Origin of the sequence: Kitasatospora sp. NPDC127121 (assembly GCF_042677305.1) — a bacterium.
Taxonomy (GTDB): domain Bacteria; phylum Actinomycetota; class Actinomycetes; order Streptomycetales; family Streptomycetaceae; genus Kitasatospora.
This window is the reverse complement of sequence record NZ_JBHXTQ010000004.1, coordinates 141,130-160,377: the sequence shown is the minus strand read 5'-3', so window position 1 is coordinate 160,377 and position 19,248 is coordinate 141,130. Positions and strand designations below refer to the sequence as shown.

The window sequence follows — 19,248 nt, the reverse complement described above, 5'->3', positions numbered from 1 at the left end:
TTCAAGGCGGGGCTGAGGCTGAGAATGACGGAGAGCAAAGCAGTGACGACAAACCGGAACGCTGTCCTTCCGCTCACCGCGGCACAGGCCGAGATCTGGTTCGACGAGCAGTTCGCCGCCGGGCCGCTGGCCTACAACATGGCGGACTACATCGATCTGCGCGGACCGCTCGACGCCGAGCTGCTCGGACGGGCGCTGCAACGCCTCGGCCACGAGGCCGAGGGGCTGCGGGTGCAGTTCGTCGAGGAGGACGGCGCCCCCGGCCAGATCATCCGCCCGCTCGCCCAGCTCCCGCTCAAGACGCTGGACTTCAGCGGCGAGGCGGAGCCCTCGGCGGCCGCCGAGCGGTGGATGCGGGCCGACCACGCCGACCCGATGAAGGTCACCGACTTCCCGCTGTTCCGCGGCGCGCTGATCAGGCTCGCCCCGGAGCACCACCTGCTCTACCTGTGCATGCACCACATCCTCGCGGACGGCTTCAGCCGCTCGCTGCTCTACCCCAAGCTGTCCAGCGCCTACACCCGGCTGGCCGCCGGCGAGGGCCCGGCCGAGCTGGACGCCGACGCCATGCCGGCCTTCCACCGGCTGCTGGACGCCGAGCGCAAGTACCTCGACTCGTCGATGGTCGAGAAGGACCGCGCCTACTGGACGGACCGCCTCACCTCCGACCGGCACGGCGCGGTGCCCGAGCTGGTCTCGCTCTCCGAGCAGGAGCCGGCCCCCGGCCGGGTCGCGCTGCGCGAGACCGCCCGGCTCTCCCCCGCGACCACGGCCGCGCTGCACGCCCTCGCCCAGGACGGCAAGGTCACCATGCCGGTCCTGATGGTCGCCGCGATGGCCGCCTACACCCAGCGCGTCACCGGGGTCGCGGCGCCGCTGCTCACCCTGCCGGTCACCGGCCGGGTCGGCGCGGTCAGCCGCGAGATCCCCGGCATGCTCGCCAACTACCTGCCGCTGGCCGTCCGGGTGCGCCCGGAGATGACCCGCACCGAACTGCTGCGCGCGGCCTGGGTCGAGGTCGCCGGCACGCTGAAGCACCAGCGCTACCGCGGGGACAAGGTCCGCCGCGACATCGGCCTGCGGATCGACGACCAGCGCGCCTTCGGCCCGTTCATCAACGTGCTCAACCAGGACCCGGAGCTGGCCTTCGGCGACTGCCGCGGGGTCGTGGTCAACCTGTCCACCGGCATCGTCAAGGACCTCATCATGACGGTCCTGAACGCGGACGACGGCACCGTCGAGATCCACCTCGACGGCAACCCCGAGCTGTACGAGCCGGCCGAACTCGCCACCCACCTCGCCCGGTTCGAGACCTTCCTCGGCACCCTCGCCACCATGCCCGCGGACCGTCCGCTCGGCCAGGTGGGCCTGGGCGCGACCGGCGAACCGCTCGGGCTGCTCGGAGCCTGGGATCCGGCCACCGCCGCCGACCAGGGCCTGGTCGAGCGGGTCCGCGCCGTCGCGGCCGGTACGCCCGACGCGGTGGCCGTGGCCGACGGCGCCGAGCGGATCGACTACCGCGAACTGGTCGCCCGCGCGGCGGGCCTGGCCGCCCGGCTGACCGCCGCCGGGGTCACCACCGGTTCGGTGGTCGCGATGTTCGCCGAGCCCGGCGTCCCCTTCGTCACCGGTGTGCTGGCCGTCCAGGCCGCCGGCGGCGCCTACCTGCCGCTCGACCCGACCGCCCCGGCCGCCCGCAACACCGGGCTGCTGGAGGACGGCGGCGCCCGCCACCTGCTGGTCGGCGCCGGGTACGAGGAGCAGGCCGCCGAGCTCACCGCCGGGGCGACCACCGCCCTGCCGCTGGCCGACCCGTCCGACTCCACCAGTGGCGCCGAACTCGCCTCTGTCGGAGGCGAGTTGGACCTGGCGTACGTGATGTTCACCTCGGGCTCCACCGGCAAGCCCAAGGGCGCGATGGTGCAGCGCTCGGGGATGATGAACCACCTCTGGGCCAAGGTCGGGGACCTCGACCTGGTAGCCGGGGAGGGCGTCGTCCAGAACGCGCCGCTCACCTTCGACGTGTCGGTGTGGCAAATGCTCGCCCCGCTCATCGTCGGCGGCACCGTCCGGGTCTCCGGCACCGACATGGCCGCCGACCCGGCCGCCCTGTTCGGCATGGCCCGGGACGAGAAGATCGCCGTCCTGGAGGTCGTGCCCTCGCTGCTGCGCGCCGCCCTGGACGCCTGGGACCTCGACGGCACCGCACCCGAACTCCCGGACCTGCGCTGGCTGATGGTCACCGGCGAGGCCCTTCCGGCGGACCTGTGCCAGCGGTGGCACGCCCGCCACCCGCACATCCCGATGATGAACGCCTACGGCCCCACCGAGTGCTCCGACGACGTCACCCACGCCGTCATCCGCGCCGGCGACACCCTCACCGCCCGCGTCCCCATCGGCACCGCGGTGCGCAACACCCGCCTCTACGTCCTCAGCGACGAACTCCAGCCCGTCCCCGTCGGCGTGCCCGGCGAGCTCTACATCGGCGGCGCCGGAGTCGGCCGCGGCTACCTCCACGACCCCGCCCGCACCGCGGGCACGTTCATGGCCGACCCCTACGCCGGACCCGGCACCCGGATGTACCGCACCGGCGACCGCGTCATCCAACGACCCGACGGCCAGCTCGAATTCATCGAACGCCGCGACCACCAGGTCAAGATCCGCGGCCGCCGCGTCGAAACCGGCGAGATCGAAGCCGTCATCCGCTCCCTCGACACCGTCGCCGACGCCGCCGTCGCCGTCCTCCCCGACGCCTCCGGCAACCCCCGCCTCATCGGCTACCTCACCGGCCCCGGCGTCGACCCCGCACAGGTCCGGGCCGAACTCTCCCAACTGCTGCCCGGCTACATGATCCCGGCGTCCTGGCTCGTCCTCGACACCATGCCGCTCACCCCCAACGGCAAGCTCGACCGCAAGGCCCTGCCCAAGCCCGCCCTCGGCGAGCAGGACACCCTCCGCAGCCCCCGCACCGAGCGCGAGCGGGTCCTCTGCGACATCCTCGCCGAGGTCCTCGGCACCGGCCGGGTCGGCATCGACGAGGACTTCTTCGCCCTCGGCGGCGACAGCATCCGCTCCATCCAGGTCGTCAGCCGGGCCCACAAGGCCGGACTCACCCTCACCACCCGCGACATCTTCACCCACAAGACCGCCGCCGCCCTCGCCCGGGTCGCGGGCGGCGCCGACCCCACGGCGGCGACCGCGCCCGCCGAGGACGCGGGCGGCACCGGCCCGTACGAACTCACCCCGATCATGGGCCAGTTGCACGACGACACCACCAGCCTCACCGGCCCGGTCGTCAAGTACAGCCAGCACGTGGTCGTCCGGGTCCCCGCCGCCCTGGACGCCGAACTGCTCGACGCGGCCCTGCACACCCTGGTCGACCACCACGACGCGCTGCGCACCCGGGCCACCGAACCCGCCCCCGGCCTGTGGCACCTGGAGGCACTGGCCCCCGGCGCGCTCGCCGGCGTCCGCCTGGTCGCCACCGCCGAGAACGGCGCCGGCAGCGGCGCCGACGACCAGGACGCCCTCGGCTTCGCCGAGCGGCAGGCCTCCGCCGCCCGCGCCCGGCTCGACCCCGCCGCCGCCGTGATGATCCAGGCCGTGCTGATCGGCGCGGCCCCCGGCGCCGACACCGCCCTGCTGGTGCTCTCCGCCCACCACCTGGTCATCGACGGCGTGTCCTGGCGGATCCTGCTGCCCGACCTCGCCGCCGCCTGCGAGGCGCTGGCGGCCGGCCGCACCCCCGCCCTCGACCCGGTCGGCACCTCCTACCGCGCCTGGTCCCAGCTGCTCGCCGCGCAGGCCCGCACCCAGGTCCGCGGCCCCGAACTCGCCCTCTGGCAGTCGATCCTGACCGGCCCCGACCCGCTGGTCGGCACCCACCGGCTCGACCCCGAGACGGACGTCTACGGCACCCAGCGCACCCTGCGCCTGGAGCTCGGCCCCGAGGTCACCGGCCCGCTGCTCACCGACGTCCCGGCGGCCTTCCACGCCGAGGTCAACGACGTCCTGCTGACCGGCCTCGCCCTCGCCGTCGCCGACTGGCGCCGCCGGCACGGCCGCGCCGACTACGCCCAGACCCTGATCGAGCTGGAGGGCCACGGCCGCGAGCAGCTCAGCGACGGCCTCGACCTGTCCCGCACCGTCGGCTGGTTCACCAGCGCCTTCCCGATGCGCCTCGACCCCGGCACGCTCGACTGGGACGAGCTCTGGGCCGGCGGCCCCGCCCTCGCCGCCGCCCTCAAGCGGATCAAGGAGCAGCTGCGCGCGCTGCCCGACCGCGGCGTCGGCTACGGCCTGCTGCGCTACCTCAACCCGCACGCCGCCCGCGCCCTGGCCAGCCACCACAAGCCGCAGATCGGCTTCAACTACATGGGCCGCTTCGACGCCCGCGAGGCCCGCCTCTGGGAGCCGGCCGGCGGCGACGGCGTGGTCGGCACCGGCGCCCACCCCGGCATGCCGCTGCCGCACCTGCTCGACGTCACCCCGGCCACCGAGGACCGGCACGACGGCCCGCACCTGATCGCCAACTGGTCCTGGGCCGGCCGGACCGTCGCCGAGGAGGACGCCCAGGACGTCGCGGCCACCTGGTTCCGCGCCCTCGAACTGCTCGCCCGGCACGCCACCGCCCCCGGCGCGGGCGGCCGCACCCCCTCCGACCTGCCGCTGGTCGCCCTGGCCCAGGACGAGATCGAGGAGTACGAGGCCGAACTCGCCCAGGCCGGCACCGCCCTCGCCGACGTCCTGCCGCTCACCCCGCTCCAGCAGGGCATGCTCTTCCACGCCGACTACGACACCGCCGCCGGGGGCGACGCGGACGCGGTCGACGTCTACACCCTGCAGATCGTCGCCGACATCGAGGGCGACCTCGACGCCGATGTCCTGCGCGCCGCCGGGCAGACCCTGCTCGACCGGCACCCCAACCTGCGTGCCGCCTTCCGCGCCCGGGCCACCGGCGAGCCCGTCCAGGTCATCGCCCAGCACGCCGAACTGCCCTGGCTGGACGCCGACCTGACCGACCTGCCGGAGCCCGCCCGGGCCGCCGAGCTGAACCGCATCACCGAGGCCGAGCGCACCCGCCGCTTCGACCTCGCCGCGCCGCCGCTGCTGCGCTTCGCGCTCGTCACCCACGGCGAGGGCCGGCACCGGTTCATCTGGACCAGCCACCACATCCTGGTCGACGGCTGGTCGATGCCGCTGCTCGTCCGCGAGCTGTTCGCGCTCTGCGCGCCCGGCGCGGACGTCGCGCTGCTGCCCGACCCGGCCCCGTACCGCTCGTACCTGGCCTGGCTGACCGCGCAGGACCGCACGGCCGCCCGGGCCGCCTGGCACGAGGTGCTGGCCGACATCGACGAGCCCACCCTGCTCGTCCCCGCCGACCCGAGCCGCCTCCCGGCGCTGCCCGACGCGGTGCTCGCCGAGGTGCCGCGCGAGCTGACCGCCGCGCTCGCCGGCTGGGCCCGCACCCAGGGCCTGACCGTCAACACCGTGGTGCAGGGCTGCTGGGCGCTGCTGCTCGGCCGGCTCACCGGCCGCCAGGACGTGGTGTTCGGCGCCGTCACCTCCGGCCGCCCGGCCGAGGTCCCGGACGTCGAGTCGATGATCGGCATGTTCCTCACCACCGTGCCGGTCCGGGCCCGGCTGCACCCCGGCGACACCCTCGCCGAACTGCTGCACGCCCTCCAGGACCAGCAGACCGCGCTGCTCCCGCACGAGCACCTCGGGCTCGCCGCGATCCACCAGGCCGCCGGCCTGTCCGGCGAGGTCTTCGACACCGTGGTGCTGTTCGAGAACTTCCCGCTGGACGAGAACGGCCTCGACACCGGCGTCGCCGACGGCCCGCGCATCGTCCGCACCGAGGCCCTGGACGCCCGGCACCACCCGCTGAGCCTGGTGGTCCACCCCGGCGACAGCCTGCACCTGCGGCTGGACTACAACCCCGGCCTGTTCGGCCGGGCCGAGGTCGAGCGGGTCGCGGCGATCTTCCAGCACCTGCTGCGGACCGTCGCCGAGCAGCCCGGACTGCCGCTCGCCCAGGTCGACGTGACCGCCCCGGCGGACCTCACCGGCACCGGCACCCCCGGCGAGCTGGGCGGACTGCTCGGCGCCTGGGACCCGTCGATCCCCGAGGAGAGCCTCGGCGTCGTCGAGCGGGTGCGCGCCGTCGCCGCCCGCACCCCCGAGGCGACCGCCGTCACCGACGGCGCCGGCTCGCTGACCTACCGGGAGCTGGTCGAGGCGGCCGGCGGCCTGTCCGCGGGCCTCACCGAGGCCGGTGTCACCACCGGCTCGGTGGTCGCGATGCTCGCCGAGCCCGGCGTCCCGTTCATCACCGGCGTGCTGGGCGTGATCGGCGCCGGCGGCGCCTACCTGCCGCTCGACCCGACCGCCCCGGCCGCCCGCAACACCGGGCTGCTGGAGGACGGCGGCGCCCGCCACCTGCTGGTCGGCGCCGGGTACGAGGAGCAGGCCGCCGAGTTCGCCGCCGCCGTCCAGGACGGGCCGGTCACCGTCATCGGCCTGGAGCAGGCCGCCGGCGCGCGGGCCCTGCCCGACTGCGTGGGCACCGGGCTGGACCTGGCGTACGTGATGTTCACCTCGGGCTCCACCGGCAAGCCCAAGGGTGCGATGGTGCAGCGCTCGGGGATGATGAACCACCTCTGGGCCAAGGTCGGCGATCTCGACCTGGTAGCCGGGGAGGGCGTCGTCCAGAACGCGCCGCTCACCTTCGACGTGTCGGTGTGGCAGATGCTCGCCCCGCTGGTCGTCGGCGGCACCGTCCGGGTCTCCGGCACCGACATGGCCGCCGACCCGGCCGCCCTGTTCGGGATGGCCCGGGACGAGAAGATTGCCGTCCTGGAGGTCGTCCCCTCGCTGCTGCGCGCCGCCCTGGACGCCTGGGACCTCGACGGCACCGCACCCGAACTCCCGGACCTGCGCTGGCTGATGGTCACCGGCGAAGCCCTCCCCGCCGACCTCTGCCACCGCTGGCACACGCGCCACCCGCACATCCCGATGATGAACGCCTACGGCCCCACCGAGTGCTCCGACGACGTCACCCACGCCGTCATCCGCGCCGGCGACACCCTCACCGCCCGCGTCCCCATCGGCACCGCCGTCCGCAACACCCGCCTCTACGTCCTCAGCGACGAACTCCAGCCCGTCCCCGTCGGCGTCCCCGGCGAGCTCTACATCGGCGGCGCCGGAGTCGGCCGCGGCTACCTCCACGACCCCGCCCGCACCGCCGCCACCTTCATGGCCGACCCCTACGCCGGACCCGGCACCCGGATGTACCGCACCGGCGACCGCGTCATCCAACGACCCGACGGCCAGCTCGAATTCATCGAACGCCGCGACCACCAGGTCAAGATCCGCGGCCGCCGCGTCGAAACCGGCGAAATCGAAGCCGTCATCCGCTCGCTGGAGACCGTCGCCGACGCCGCCGTCGCCGTCCTCCCCGACGCCTCCGGCAACCCCCGCCTCATCGGCTACCTCACCGGCCCCGGCGTCGACCCGGACCGGATCCGCCGTCAACTGGCCGAGCTGCTGCCCGGGTACATGATCCCGGCGTCCTGGCTGGTGCTGCCCGCCATGCCGCTCACGGCCAACGGCAAGCTCGACCGCAAGGCCCTGCCCAGGCCCGATCTCGGGGACCAGGAGGAGGCCCGCGCGCCGCGCACCGAGCGCGAGCAGGTGCTGACCGAGATCCTGGCCGAGGTCCTCGGCACCGGCCGGGTCGGCATCGACGAGGACTTCTTCGCCCTCGGCGGCGACAGCATCCGCTCCATCCAGGTCGTCAGCCGGGCCCGCAAGGCCGGACTCACCCTCACCACCCGCGACATCTTCACCCACAAGACCGCCGCCGCCCTGGCCCAGGTCGCCGAGGAGCAGGAGCAGAACCCCGCCGAGCCCGCCCCGACGGAGCCCGAAAGCAGTCTGATCGCCCTGTCCGACGAGGAACTGGCCGATCTGGAATTCGAGTTGAATGAGGAACTTTCGTGACGACCGCCCCCAGAACCGGGTCGAAGATCAGCGAAGTACTTCCGCTCTCCCCCCTCCAGCAGGGGCTGCTGTTCCTGTCCTCGTACGACCAGGCCTCGCCCGACCTGTACACCCTCCAGTTCGTCGCGGAGGTCGACGGGCCGGGCGCGGGTGACGGCGAGCAGCTCGCCGCCCGGCTGCGCGCGGCCTCGGCCGCGCTGCTGCGCCGGCACCCCAACCTGCGGGCCTGCTTCCGCAACCGCAAGACCGGCGAGCCCGTCCAGGTCGTCCTCAAGGAGACCGAGGTCGAGCCGCAGTGGCAGCTGCACGACCTCACCCACCTGCCCGAGGCCGACCGGGAGGCGGAGGCGCAGCGGCTGACGCGTGAGGACCGGCTGCGCCGGTTCGACCTGGCGCGGCCGCCGCTGATGCGGTTCACCCTGATCCGGCTCGGCGCGGGGCACCACCGGTTCCTCTGGTCGGTGCACCACATCGTCATGGACGGCTGGTCGTTCCCGCTGGCCGTCCGCGAACTGGTGCTGCTCGGCGACGAGGCGGGGGCGGCGGCGCTGCCCGCGCCCGCGCCGTACCGCTCGTTCCTGACCTGGCTGAACGGCCGCGACCGGGCCGCCGCGCGGGCGGCCTGGGCGCAGCTGCTGGACGGCCTGGACGGGCCGGTCCGGGCGCTGCCCGCGGCCGGCGACGGCGAGTCCCTCGAACTGCCGTCGCTCGTCCGGGGGTTCCTGTCGCCGGAACGCACCGCGGCGCTCGCCGGCTGGGCGCGCGGCCGGGGCCTGACCCTCAACACCGTGGTGCAGGGCTGCTGGGCGCTGCTGCTCGGCCGGCTCACCGGCCGCGAGGACGTGGTGTTCGGGTCGGTCACCTCCGGCCGCCCGGCCGAGGTCCCGGACGTCGAGTCGATGATCGGCCTGTTCGCCAACACCCTGCCGGTCCGCGCCGATCTGCGCCCGGACCAGCGGGCGAGCGAGCTGTTCGAGGCGCTGGCCCGCCAGCAGCTCGCGATGATGCCGCACGAACACCTGCCGCTCGCCGAGGCGCAGGCCGCCTCCGGCGTCCAGGGCGAGCTGTTCGACACCGTCCTCGCCTTCCAGAGCTACCCGCTGGACGAGGCCGCGCTGTTCCGCGAGTCGGGCGGCACCGTCAGCTCCGCCCAGGTGCTCTCGGCCACCCACTACCCGCTGAGCCTCACCGTCTTCCCCGGCGAGCGGCTGGACCTGCACCTCGCCTACCGGCCCTCGGCCTTCGCCGAGGCCGCTGAGCACACTGACGCCGCCGAGGACCCGCAGTCGTCCGCGCAGCGCGTCCTGGACCGGCTGGTCCGCGTCCTGGAGCAGGTCGCCGACGACCCGCAGGCCCCGCTCGCCCGGCTCGGCGCGCCCGAGCCCGCCGAACTGGCCCGCATCCTCGGCGAGTGGAGCGGCGCCTCGGCCGCCCCCCGGGAGCCCGCGCGGCGCGCCACCGTCGCGGAGCTGTTCGCCGAGCAGGCCGCCCGCACCCCGGACGCCGTCGCGGTCACCGCCCCCGGCGAGGCCGCCCTCAGCTACCGCGAGCTGGACGAGCAGGCCAACCGGCTCGCCCACCTGCTCGCCGCCCGCGGCGCCGGCCCGGAGAGCCTGGTGGCCGTCGCGCTGCCGCGCGGCGTCCAGCTGATCGTCGCCGTCCTGGCCGTCCTCAAGGCGGGCGCGGCCTACCTGCCGCTGGAGCCCGGCCACCCGGCCGACCGGATCGGCTACACCCTGCGCGACGCCCGTCCGGCGCTGCTGCTGACCGCCGGCGGCGTGCTGCCCGAGCCGCCCGACGCCCCGGACCTGCCGCGCCTGGACCTGGACGCCCCGGAGACGGCCGCCGCGCTGGCCGCCCACCCGGCCACCGCCCCGGACACTGCGGCCTCCCCCGAGCACCCGGCCTACGTCATCTACACCTCCGGCTCCACCGGCCGCCCCAAGGGCGTCGTGGTGCCGCACCAGAACGTGGCGCGGCTGCTGGAGGCCACCGACGACTGGTTCGACTTCGGCCCCGGCGACGTGTGGACGCTGTTCCACTCCATCGCCTTCGACTTCACCGTCTGGGAGCTGTGGGGCGCGCTGCTGCGCGGCGGCCGGCTGGTCGTGGTGCCGTACGACGTGTCGCGCTCCCCCGACGCCTTCCTGGACCTGCTCGCCGAGGAGCGGGTGACCGTCCTCAACCAGACGCCGTCCGCCTTCTACCAGCTGATGCGCGCCGACGCCGACCGCCCGCGCCCGCTCGCCCTGCGGACCGTGGTGTTCGGCGGCGAGGCGCTGGACATCGGCAAGCTCACCGACTGGTACACCCGGCACGCCGACGACGCTCCGCGCCTGGTCAACATGTACGGCATCACCGAGACCACGGTGCACGTCTCCTACCAGGAGCTGGACGCCCCGACGGCCGCCGCCGGCGGCGGCAGTGTGATCGGGCGCGGCATCCCGGACCTGCGGGTCTACCTGCTCGACGGCGCCCTGCAGCCCGTCCCGGCCGGCGTGCCCGGCGAGCTGTACATCACCGGCCCCGGCCTGGCCCGCGGCTACCTGCGCCGCCCCGACCTCACCGCGGCCCGCTTCGTCGCCTGCCCGTTCGAGCCCGGCGGCACCCGGATGTACCGCACCGGCGACCTCGGCCGCTGGCGGGCCGACGGCACCCTGGAGTACCTGGGCCGCGCCGACGAGCAAGTCCAACTGCGCGGCTTCCGGATCGAGTTGGGCGAGATCGCGACCGTCCTCGGCCAACACCCCGCGGTCGCCGAGGCGGCCGTGATCGCCCGCGAGGACCGGCCCGGCGACCAGCGCCTGGTCGCCTACGTGGTGCCCCGCGACGGCGCCGACCCGGCCGGGCTGCGGGAGTTCGCCGCCGAGCGGCTGCCCGAGTACATGGTCCCGGCGGCCGTGGTCCCGCTCGCCGCGCTGCCGCTGACCGCCAACGGCAAGCTCGACCGCCGCGCCCTGCCCGCCCCCGCGTACACCACCTCGGCCCGCAGCCCGCGCACCGCCGAGGAGGAGCAGCTCTGCGGCGTCTTCGCCGAGGTGCTCGGACTCGACCGGGTCGGCGTCGACGACGACTTCTTCGCCCTCGGCGGCCACTCGCTGCTCGCCACCCGGATCGTCAACCGGGTCCGCGCCGAACTCGGCGCCGAACTCCAGGTGCGGGACCTCTTCGAGGCCCCCTCCCCCGCCCGCCTCGCCGAACGGCTGGCCGCCGCCGCACCCGGCCGCGCCCCGCTCGCCGCCGGGCCGCGCCCGGCCGTGCTGCCGCTGTCGTACGCGCAGCAGCGGCTCTGGTTCGTCGAGCACCTGGGCGCACCCGGCGGGCTGTACGCCATCCCGCTGGCGATCCGCCTCTCCGGGCGGCTCGACACCGCCGCCCTGACGGGCGCCCTGCACGACGTGGTCACCCGGCACGAGGCGCTGCGCACCGTCTTCCCGCAACACGCCCCCGCTGAGGCCCCCGAGACCACCGGCAGCGGACCGGCCGAACAGCGGGTGCTCACCCCGGCCGAGGCCGCCGTCCCGCTCCCGGTGAGCGAGACCACCGAGGCGGGCCTGCCCGCCGCCCTCGCCGCCGAGGCCGCGCGCGGCTTCGACTTGGAACACCACCTCCCGCTCCGCGCCCGCCTGTTCCGGCTCGGCCCGGACGAGCACGTGCTGACGATCGTCCTGCACCACATCGCCGGCGACGGCTGGTCGCTCGCCCCGCTCACCCGCGACCTCACCGCGTACTACCGGGCCCGGGTGGCCGGCCGCCCGGCCCAACTGCCGCCGCTGCCCGTCCAGTACGCCGACTACGCCCTGTGGCAGCGCGGACTGCTCGGCGCGGAGGACGACCCGCAGAGCGAGCTCACCCGCCAACTCGGCTACTGGAGCGAGACCCTGAAGGGCCTGCCGGAGGAACTGGCGCTGCCCTTCGACCACCCGCGCGGCACCCGGGCCGAGCACCGCGGCGACGTCGTGCGCACCACCGTGCCGCAGCCGCTCAGCGCCGAGCTGCACCGGCTCGCCGCCGCCTGGGGCGTCAGCGTCTTCATGCTGCTGCGGGCCGGGCTCGCCGCCCTGCTCACCCGGCTCGGCGCGGGCACCGACATCCCGCTCGGCAGCCCGATCGCCGGCCGCACCGACGAGCGGCTCGACGAGCTGGTCGGCATGTTCGTCAACACCCTGGTGCTGCGCACCGACACCTCCGGCGACCCGGGACTGCGCGAGCTCGCCGAACGGGTCCGGGCCTACGACCTGGCCGCCCACCAGCACCAGGACGTGCCCTTCGAGAAGCTCGTCGAGGTGCTCAACCCCGAGCGCTCGATGGCCCGGCACCCGCTGTTCCAGGTGATGCTCGGCTTCCAGCAGGCCGGCCCGGCCCCGGCGCCCGAGGACGACCCGGAGCTCGCCGTGACCGAGCAGCCGGTGCCGGTCCGGACCGCCAAGTGGGACCTGTTCTTCCAGCTCACCGAGCAGGCCGGCGGCGCGCTCGCGCTCGCCGTCGAGTACCGCACCGACCTGTTCGAACCCGCCACGGCCCGCCGGATCACCGACGCCTACCTGCGACTGCTCGCCGCCGCCCTCGCCGAACCCGCCCGGCCGCTGTCCCGGCTGGACCTGCTCGGGCCCGAGGAGGAGGCCGAACTGCTCGCCCTCGGCACCCACCGGGCCGGCACCCCGCGCAGCACCCTCACCGCCCTGGTGGACCGCCGGATCGCGGCCACCCCGGACGCGGTCGCGCTGGTCCACACCGAGCCCGGCCGCCCCGAGCGGCTGCGGCACACCAGCTACGCCGAACTGGACGCCGAGGCCAACCGCCTGGCCCACCTGCTGACCGCGCGCGGCGCCCGCCGGGGCGACCTGGTGGCGCTGCGCCTGGAGCGCGGCCCGGCCGTGGTGAGCACCCTGCTGGCGATCGCCCGCACCGGCGCGGCCTACCTGCCGATCGACCCGTCCTACCCCGACGAGCGGGTCCGCGACATGCTGGCCGACAGCGGCGCCCGGCTGCTCGTCACCGAACGCTCCCTGGCCGAACGGGAGCTCCCCGCCGGGGTCGTCAAGCTGCTCCTGGACGCCCCCGAAACCCTGGCCGACCTGGCCGACCGGCCCGTCACCGCCCCGGTGCCCGCCGCCCCGATCGACCCCGACGACCTGCTGTACGTCATCTACACCTCCGGCTCCACCGGCAAGCCCAAGGGCGTCGCGGTCCCGCACCGCGCCGCCGTCCGCCTGGTCCTGGGCCTGCCGGAGCTGGCGCCGACCGCCGCGGACACCTTCCTCTACTTCGCGCCGGTCGCCTTCGACGCCTCCACCTTCGAGATCTGGGGCGCGCTCGCCCACGGCGCCCGGGTGGCGGTCCACCCGCCCGGCCCGGCCGACCCGCAGGCCCTGGAGTCCTTCCTGGCCCGCGCCCGGGTGAGCGTCGCCTTCCTCACCACCCAGTTGTGCAACACCATCGCCGACACCCGGCCGCGCGCCCTGGCCCCGCTGCGGGCGCTGCTCACCGGCGGCGAGGCGCACTCCCGCGACCACCTGGACCGGCTGCGGGCCGCCCTGCCGGACACCACGGTGTTCAACGTGTACGGCCCCACCGAGACCACCACCTTCGCCACCGGCCAGGACCTCGGCCGCGCCGAGGGCACCGTCCCGATCGGCCTGCCGATCGGCGACACCCGCGCGTACGTCCTGGACGAGGCGCTGCGGCCGGTGCCGCGCGGCGTGGTCGGCGAGCTGTACCTGGCCGGCGAGGGCCTGGCCCGCGGCTACCTCGGCCAGCCCGCGCTGACCGCCGCCCGCTTCACCGCCTGCCCGTTCGGCGCGCCCGGGGAGCGCATGTACCGCACCGGCGACCTGGTCCGCTGGGACCGGCACGGCCGGATCGAGTACGTCGCCCGCGCCGACCAGCAGGTCAAGATCCGCGGCTACCGGGTCGAACTCGGCGAGATCGAACGGCTGCTGGCCGAGCACCCGGCCGTCGCCCGGGCCGCCGTCCTGGCCCCCGCCGACGCCGCCGGCCAGCGCCGCCTGGTCGCCTACCTGGTGCCCGCCGACGGCCGGCCGACCCCCGGACCGGCCGAGTTGCAGGGCCACCTGGCCCGCTCGCTGCCCGGCCACATGGTGCCGGAGAGCTACACCGCACTGCCGGAACTGCCGCTGAACGCCAACGGCAAGCTGGACGTCAAGGCCCTGCCCGCCCCCGCGGCCACCCCCTCGGCCCGCGCCCCGCGGGCGCCCCGCACCGAGCCGGAACGGCTGCTCTGCGCCGCCGTCGAGGAGGTCCTGGGCACGGGCCCGGTCGGCCCCGACGACTCCTTCTTCGCCCTCGGCGGGGACAGCCTGAAGGCGATCCGGCTGGTCAACGCGGCCGGCCGGGCCGGGCTGCCGATCAGCCTCGGCGCGGTCTTCGAGCACCGCACCCTGGAGGCGCTGGCCGCGGCCGCCGCCACCGGGGGCGGCGCGGTCGACCTGCTCGGGCCCGTCCTGCCGATCCGGCCCACCGGCGGGCGGCCCCCGCTGTTCTGCGTGCACGGCGGCCTCGGCTTCGCGATCCCGTTCGCGGCGCTCGCCGAGCACCTCGACCCGGAGCAGCCGGTCTACGGCCTCCAGGCCCGCGGCCTGTCCGACGACGGCCCGCTGCCGACCGACCTGGGCGACGTCGCCGAGGAGTACCTGGCCCGGGTGCGCGCCGTACAGCCGCACGGCCCGTACCACCTGCTCGGCTGGTCCTACGGCGGCGTCGTGGCGCACGAGATGGCCGTCCGGCTGCACGCCGCCGGCGAACAGGTGGCGCTCCTGGCCAACCTGGACGCCTACCCCGACGACGCCCTCGGGGCCCGGCCCAGCGACGCCGAGTTCCTCGCCGACTTCCTGGCCGAGGCCGGGGTCGACGCGGCGGAGCCGGAACGGCTCACCCCGCAAGGCGTCGCCGCGCACCTGGCCCGCACCGAAGGCCCCCTCGCCGCGCTCGAACCGGGTACGCTGGAACGGCTGCTGGGGGTCATGCGGAACAACCTGGAGCTGTTCCAGCGGTTCACCCCGGGCCGCTTCGACGGCTGCCCGATGACGCTCTTCGTGGCGGTCGGCGGCGACACCCGCCCCACCCCGGAGGAGCGCGCCCTCAAGGTCAAGAGCTGGGAGCCGCACGTCGGTTCCGCCGTCCTCGCGCACGACGTGGACAGCGGGCACCAGCAGCTACTGCAACCCGCACCGGCGGCGGCGATCGGCGCGGTCGTCGAACACGCCCTCGCCGCCCTGGCCGCGAGCCCGACCGGCACCCCGACCACCTGACGCCCGGTCAACCCGGCACGTCCCGCGATCCCGAGATCTGGAGAACAGTCATGGCGAACCCCTTTGACCGCGAAGACGGCACCTTCCTCGTCCTCGTCAACGCGGAGGGGCAGCACTCCCTGTGGCCGTCCTTCGCCGCCGTCCCGGAGGGCTGGTCGGTGACCCTGGAGGCCACCGACCGGGCCACCGCCGTCGCCCACATCGAGGGCAACTGGACGGACATGCGCCCGCTCAGCCTCCAGCAGCAGGGCTGACCGGCCGGGCCCGCGCCCGGAATCCGGAAGAACGCCGCCGGACGGCTCCGACCCCGCCGCCCGCCGCACCCCCAGGGCCTTCGCCCGCCGGTGCGGCGGGCGGCCGTTTTGTCCCCGGCACCCCTCCCCACCAGGCACGCGACACCCCGCCAGGACCCGTCAGTGAGCGGTCAGTTGGACGTCATCGACCCGTCATCGGGCCTGACTAATTTGCTGCTCAGAGGCCCGATTTCCGGGCACCCCAGGGCACCCGCACAGGGCACCCGCAAAAACGGAGGAAAACGAGCATGACGACGGTAGCCCCGGAGCGTCTCACCCGGATCCGCGAAATCATCGCCGAGAACATCGACGTGCACACCGAGTTCGCCGACACCGCGCTGTTCGTCGACGAGCTGGGCGCCGACTCGCTGAAGCTCATCGACGTGCTCAGCGCCCTGGAGATGGAGTACTCCATCGTCATCGACATGAACGAGCTGCCGAAGATGGTGAACGTGGAGGCCACGTACCAGGTGACCGCGACGGCCGCCGGCTGGTGATCGGGGCGGGTTCCGGGACCGGAACCCCCGCCCGCAGGCATCCCACTGCTTAAGGAGTCCCATGTCCACCGCACAGTCACCAGCGGCACCCCGCGCCGGCGTGCCCGCCGACCGCCGCCGGGTCGTCCTCACCGGCCTCGGGGCGATCTCCAGCATCGGCACGGGTGTCGAGGAGTACACCGCGGGGCTGCGGGCCGGCCGCTCCGGTGCGCGGCCGATCACCCGGTTCGACACCGAGGGGTTCGGCCAGAACATCGCCTGCGAGGTCCCCGACTTCGAGCCGGAGCGCTGGATCCGCAACGTCCCCCTCGACGACATGGGCCGCGCCGGGCAGTTCGCCGTCGCCGCCGCCCGGATGGCCGTGGAGGACGCCGGGCTCACCGAGGCCGACCTCGGCGAGCGCCAGGCCGTCATCAGCGTCGGCACCACCGACGGCGAGGGGCACGACATCGGCGTGCTGGTCGAGCAGGAGATCGCGGCCGGGGACCCGGAGGGCATGGACCCGGTGCTGTCCCGCCGGATCAACGCCGGCCGGCTCACCACCGTCATCGCCCGCGAGCTGCGGATGCCGAACGTGGAGCCGACCACCATCACCACCGCCTGCGCGGCGGGCAACTACTCGATCGGCTACGGGCTGGACGCGATCCGCTCCGGCGAGGTCGACATCGCCCTGTGCGGCGGCGCCGACGCCGTCTGCCGCAAGGCCTTCGCGCTGTTCAAGCGCTTCGGCGCGCTCACCCCGGACGTGGTCCGCCCGTTCGACAAGAACCGCCAGGGCATCCTGACCGGCGAGGGCGCGGGCATCCTCGTCCTGGAGAGCCTGGAGTCCGCCCTCGCCCGCGGCGCGCACATCTACGCCGAGGTGCTCGGGTACGGCCTCAGCTGCGACGCCGCCCACCCGACCGCGCCGAACCGCGACGGCATCGCGCGCGGCATCCGGCTCGCCCTGGACGACGCCGGGGTCGAGCGGGACGAGATCGACTTCATCTCCGCGCACGGCACCGGCACCAAGGCCAACGACAAGACCGAGTCGGCCGCCATCGTCGACGTGTACGGCGACGCACCGCCGCGCACCGTCGCGGTGAAGTCGATGCTCGGCCACTCGATGGGCGCGGCCAGCGCGCTCGGCGCGATCGCCTGCAGCCTCGCCATCGAGCACCAGTTCATCCCGCCGACCATCAACCACGTGGAGACCGACCCCGACTGCCCGCTGGACGTCGTGCCCAACCAGGCCGTCGACGCGGAGGTCCGGATCGTGGAGAACAACTCCAGCGCCTTCGCCGGCAACAACGCCATCCTGATTCTGGGCACGTACGGAGAGCGAGTCTGACGATGACCACCGCAGCCACCCCGGCGGCCCTGCCGCCGGAGACACTCGTCATCACCGGTTGGTCGGCCGTGTCGCCGTACGGCCTGACCCGCCAGGACTTCGCGTCCGGCGTGCGCGCCGGCGCCAAGACCGCCGTCAAGGCGGACGCCGCGCTCGGCACGCTGCCGTCGCCCGACGTCTGCCTGGTGCCCGGCTTCGACATCAAGGGCCTGCTCGGCCCCACCGGCACCGCCAAGATGGACCGGCTCACCGCGCTGGCCCTGGTCGCCTCCGACGGCCTGCTCAAGGACGCTGACGGCAACCGGGTGGTGGAGACCGACGACCGCACCGGTGTGGTCCTCGGCATCTCGATGGGCAGCCTGGAGAACGTCACCAACTTCCTCAAGCAGTCCTACACCAACGCGCTGCCCTTCCACGTCGACGCCGGCCGCATCCCCTTCGGCAGCCTCAACCACGCCGCCGGCGCCACCGCCATCCGGCACGACCTCAAGGGCCCCAACACCACCGTCGCCGGCGGCCGGGTCAGCGGCCTGCTCGCCCTCAACTACGCGCGACGCCTGATGGGCCAGGGCCGGGCGACCAAGTACCTGGTCGGCTCGGCCGAGGAGTTCTCCGCCGCGCACGCCTGGATCGAGCACACCGCCGTCGCGGCCGGCGACTCCACGCCGCTGCTCGGCGAGGGCTGCGGCCTGTTCGTGGTCGAGCACGCCGGCACCGCCCAGCGCCCGGCGCTCGCCGCGGTGCTCGCGGTGGAGACCCGCGTCGACATCGACGACGACCCGAAGGCCGCCGTCACCGCGTGCGTGCAGCGCGCCCTGGCCCGCGCCGGCGTCACCGCCGACGAGGTCTGGGCCGCCGTCCCGTGCGCCGCGCCGACCGCGGCCGGCCGGGCCGAGTACGACGCGCTCGCCGCGCTGCTGCCGGCCGAGGCACTGGGCCGGGTCCCGTCCATGGAACTGCTCGGCGACACCAGCGCGGCCTCCGCGTCCTTCCAGATCCAGGCGGTGCTCGGCGTGGCCGAGGCCGACCCGGCGGCCCGGGGCCGGATCGCCCTGGTGTCCGCCGTCGACCGTGACGGCGCGGTGGGCTGCGCCGTCCTGAGACTCTTCGGGGAGCACGCGTGATCGCCCTGGTCAGCGGCGGGTCCCGGGGCATCGGCAAGGCCATCGTGCTGCGCCTGGCCCAGGACGGCTACGACGTCGCCTTCTGCTACCGCTCCAACGCCGAGGCTGCCGAGCAACTCGCCAAGCAGGCGGGAGAGTTCGGCACCCGGATCACGGCCACCCAGTGCGACGTGGCCGACCCGGAGCAGGTCCGCGACTGGTACAACCGCACCGAGCGCGAGGTCGGCCCGGTGGACGCCGCCGTCACCTCGGCCGGCATCACCCGGGACCGCCCGGTCATCCTGATGCCGGAGGACGACTGGAACCAGGTCCTGCGCACCAACCTGGACGGCGTGTACCACGTGTGCCGCGCCGCCGCCTTCGCGATGAGCAAGCGCCGCAGCGGATCGATCGTCAACCTGTCCTCGGTGTCCGGCATCTACGGCAACCTCGGCCAGGCCAACTACGCCGCGTCCAAGGCCGGCATCATCGGCTTCACCAAGTCCCTCGCCAAGGAGACCGGCCCGCGCGGCGTGCGCGCCAACGTGGTCGCGCCGGGCCTGATCGCCACCGACATGGTCGGCGACATGTCCGACGCCGCGGTGGAGCGGATGCTGAAGAACGTCGCCCTCGGCCGGGCCGGCAAGCCCGAGGAGGTGGCCGACCTGGTCTCCTTCCTGGTCTCCGACCGCGCCGCCTACATCAGCGGGTCGGTCTTCGAGATCCACGGCGGCGGCACGTTCTGATGGG

The 19,248-nt window shown here is 74.7% G+C and carries 7 protein-coding genes; all 7 read left to right on the top strand.

Features of this window, described 5'->3' with window-relative positions; all coding sequences use genetic code 11:
* The first annotated feature begins 42 nt into the window (after window positions 1-42).
* Window positions 43-8,004 carry an amino acid adenylation domain-containing protein gene (locus tag ACFVHI_RS04715; RefSeq protein ID WP_380335719.1) on the top strand — a complete coding sequence of 2,654 codons (7,962 nt, stop codon included), beginning with the start codon at window positions 43-45 and terminating at the stop codon, window positions 8,002-8,004.
* Window positions 8,001-15,275, top strand: a complete 7,275-nt coding sequence (locus ACFVHI_RS04710) for an amino acid adenylation domain-containing protein (RefSeq protein ID WP_380335716.1) — start codon at window positions 8,001-8,003, stop codon at window positions 15,273-15,275. The genes ACFVHI_RS04715 and ACFVHI_RS04710 overlap by 4 nt, the downstream gene beginning before the upstream one ends.
* Before the next feature lie 50 nt (window positions 15,276-15,325).
* The gene (locus tag ACFVHI_RS04705; RefSeq protein ID WP_063348727.1) at window positions 15,326-15,529 is read left to right on the top strand and encodes an MbtH family protein; all 204 of its coding nucleotides are present in this window, start codon (window positions 15,326-15,328) and stop codon (window positions 15,527-15,529) included.
* A gap of 287 nt (window positions 15,530-15,816) precedes the next feature.
* Window positions 15,817-16,065 carry an acyl carrier protein gene (locus ACFVHI_RS04700; protein ID WP_063348726.1) on the top strand — a complete coding sequence of 83 codons (249 nt, stop codon included), beginning with the start codon at window positions 15,817-15,819 and terminating at the stop codon, window positions 16,063-16,065.
* Window positions 16,066-16,126: 61 nt separating this feature from the next.
* The gene (locus ACFVHI_RS04695; protein ID WP_063348725.1) at window positions 16,127-17,395 is read left to right on the top strand and encodes a beta-ketoacyl synthase; all 1,269 of its coding nucleotides are present in this window, start codon (window positions 16,127-16,129) and stop codon (window positions 17,393-17,395) included.
* A 2-nt stretch (window positions 17,396-17,397) separates the two neighbouring features.
* A complete protein-coding gene (locus ACFVHI_RS04690) occupies window positions 17,398-18,519 on the top strand; it encodes a beta-ketoacyl synthase N-terminal-like domain-containing protein (RefSeq protein ID WP_107452908.1) in 1,122 nt (373 codons plus the stop codon).
* Entirely contained in the window at window positions 18,516-19,244 is a 729-nt protein-coding gene (gene fabG, locus ACFVHI_RS04685; protein ID WP_063348724.1) for a 3-oxoacyl-ACP reductase FabG, read from the top strand. The genes ACFVHI_RS04690 and fabG overlap by 4 nt, the downstream gene beginning before the upstream one ends.
* Window positions 19,245-19,248: the final 4 nt, after the last annotated feature.

Coding starts and splice junctions, on each gene's coding strand:
- ACFVHI_RS04705 (WP_063348727.1), top strand. CDS start 15,326: ATGGCGAACCCCTTTGACCGCGAAGACGGCACCTTCCTCGTCCTCGTC.
- ACFVHI_RS04700 (WP_063348726.1), top strand. CDS start 15,817: ATGACGACGGTAGCCCCGGAGCGTCTCACCCGGATCCGCGAAATCATC.
- ACFVHI_RS04695 (WP_063348725.1), top strand. CDS start 16,127: ATGTCCACCGCACAGTCACCAGCGGCACCCCGCGCCGGCGTGCCCGCC.
- ACFVHI_RS04690 (WP_107452908.1), top strand. CDS start 17,398: ATGACCACCGCAGCCACCCCGGCGGCCCTGCCGCCGGAGACACTCGTC.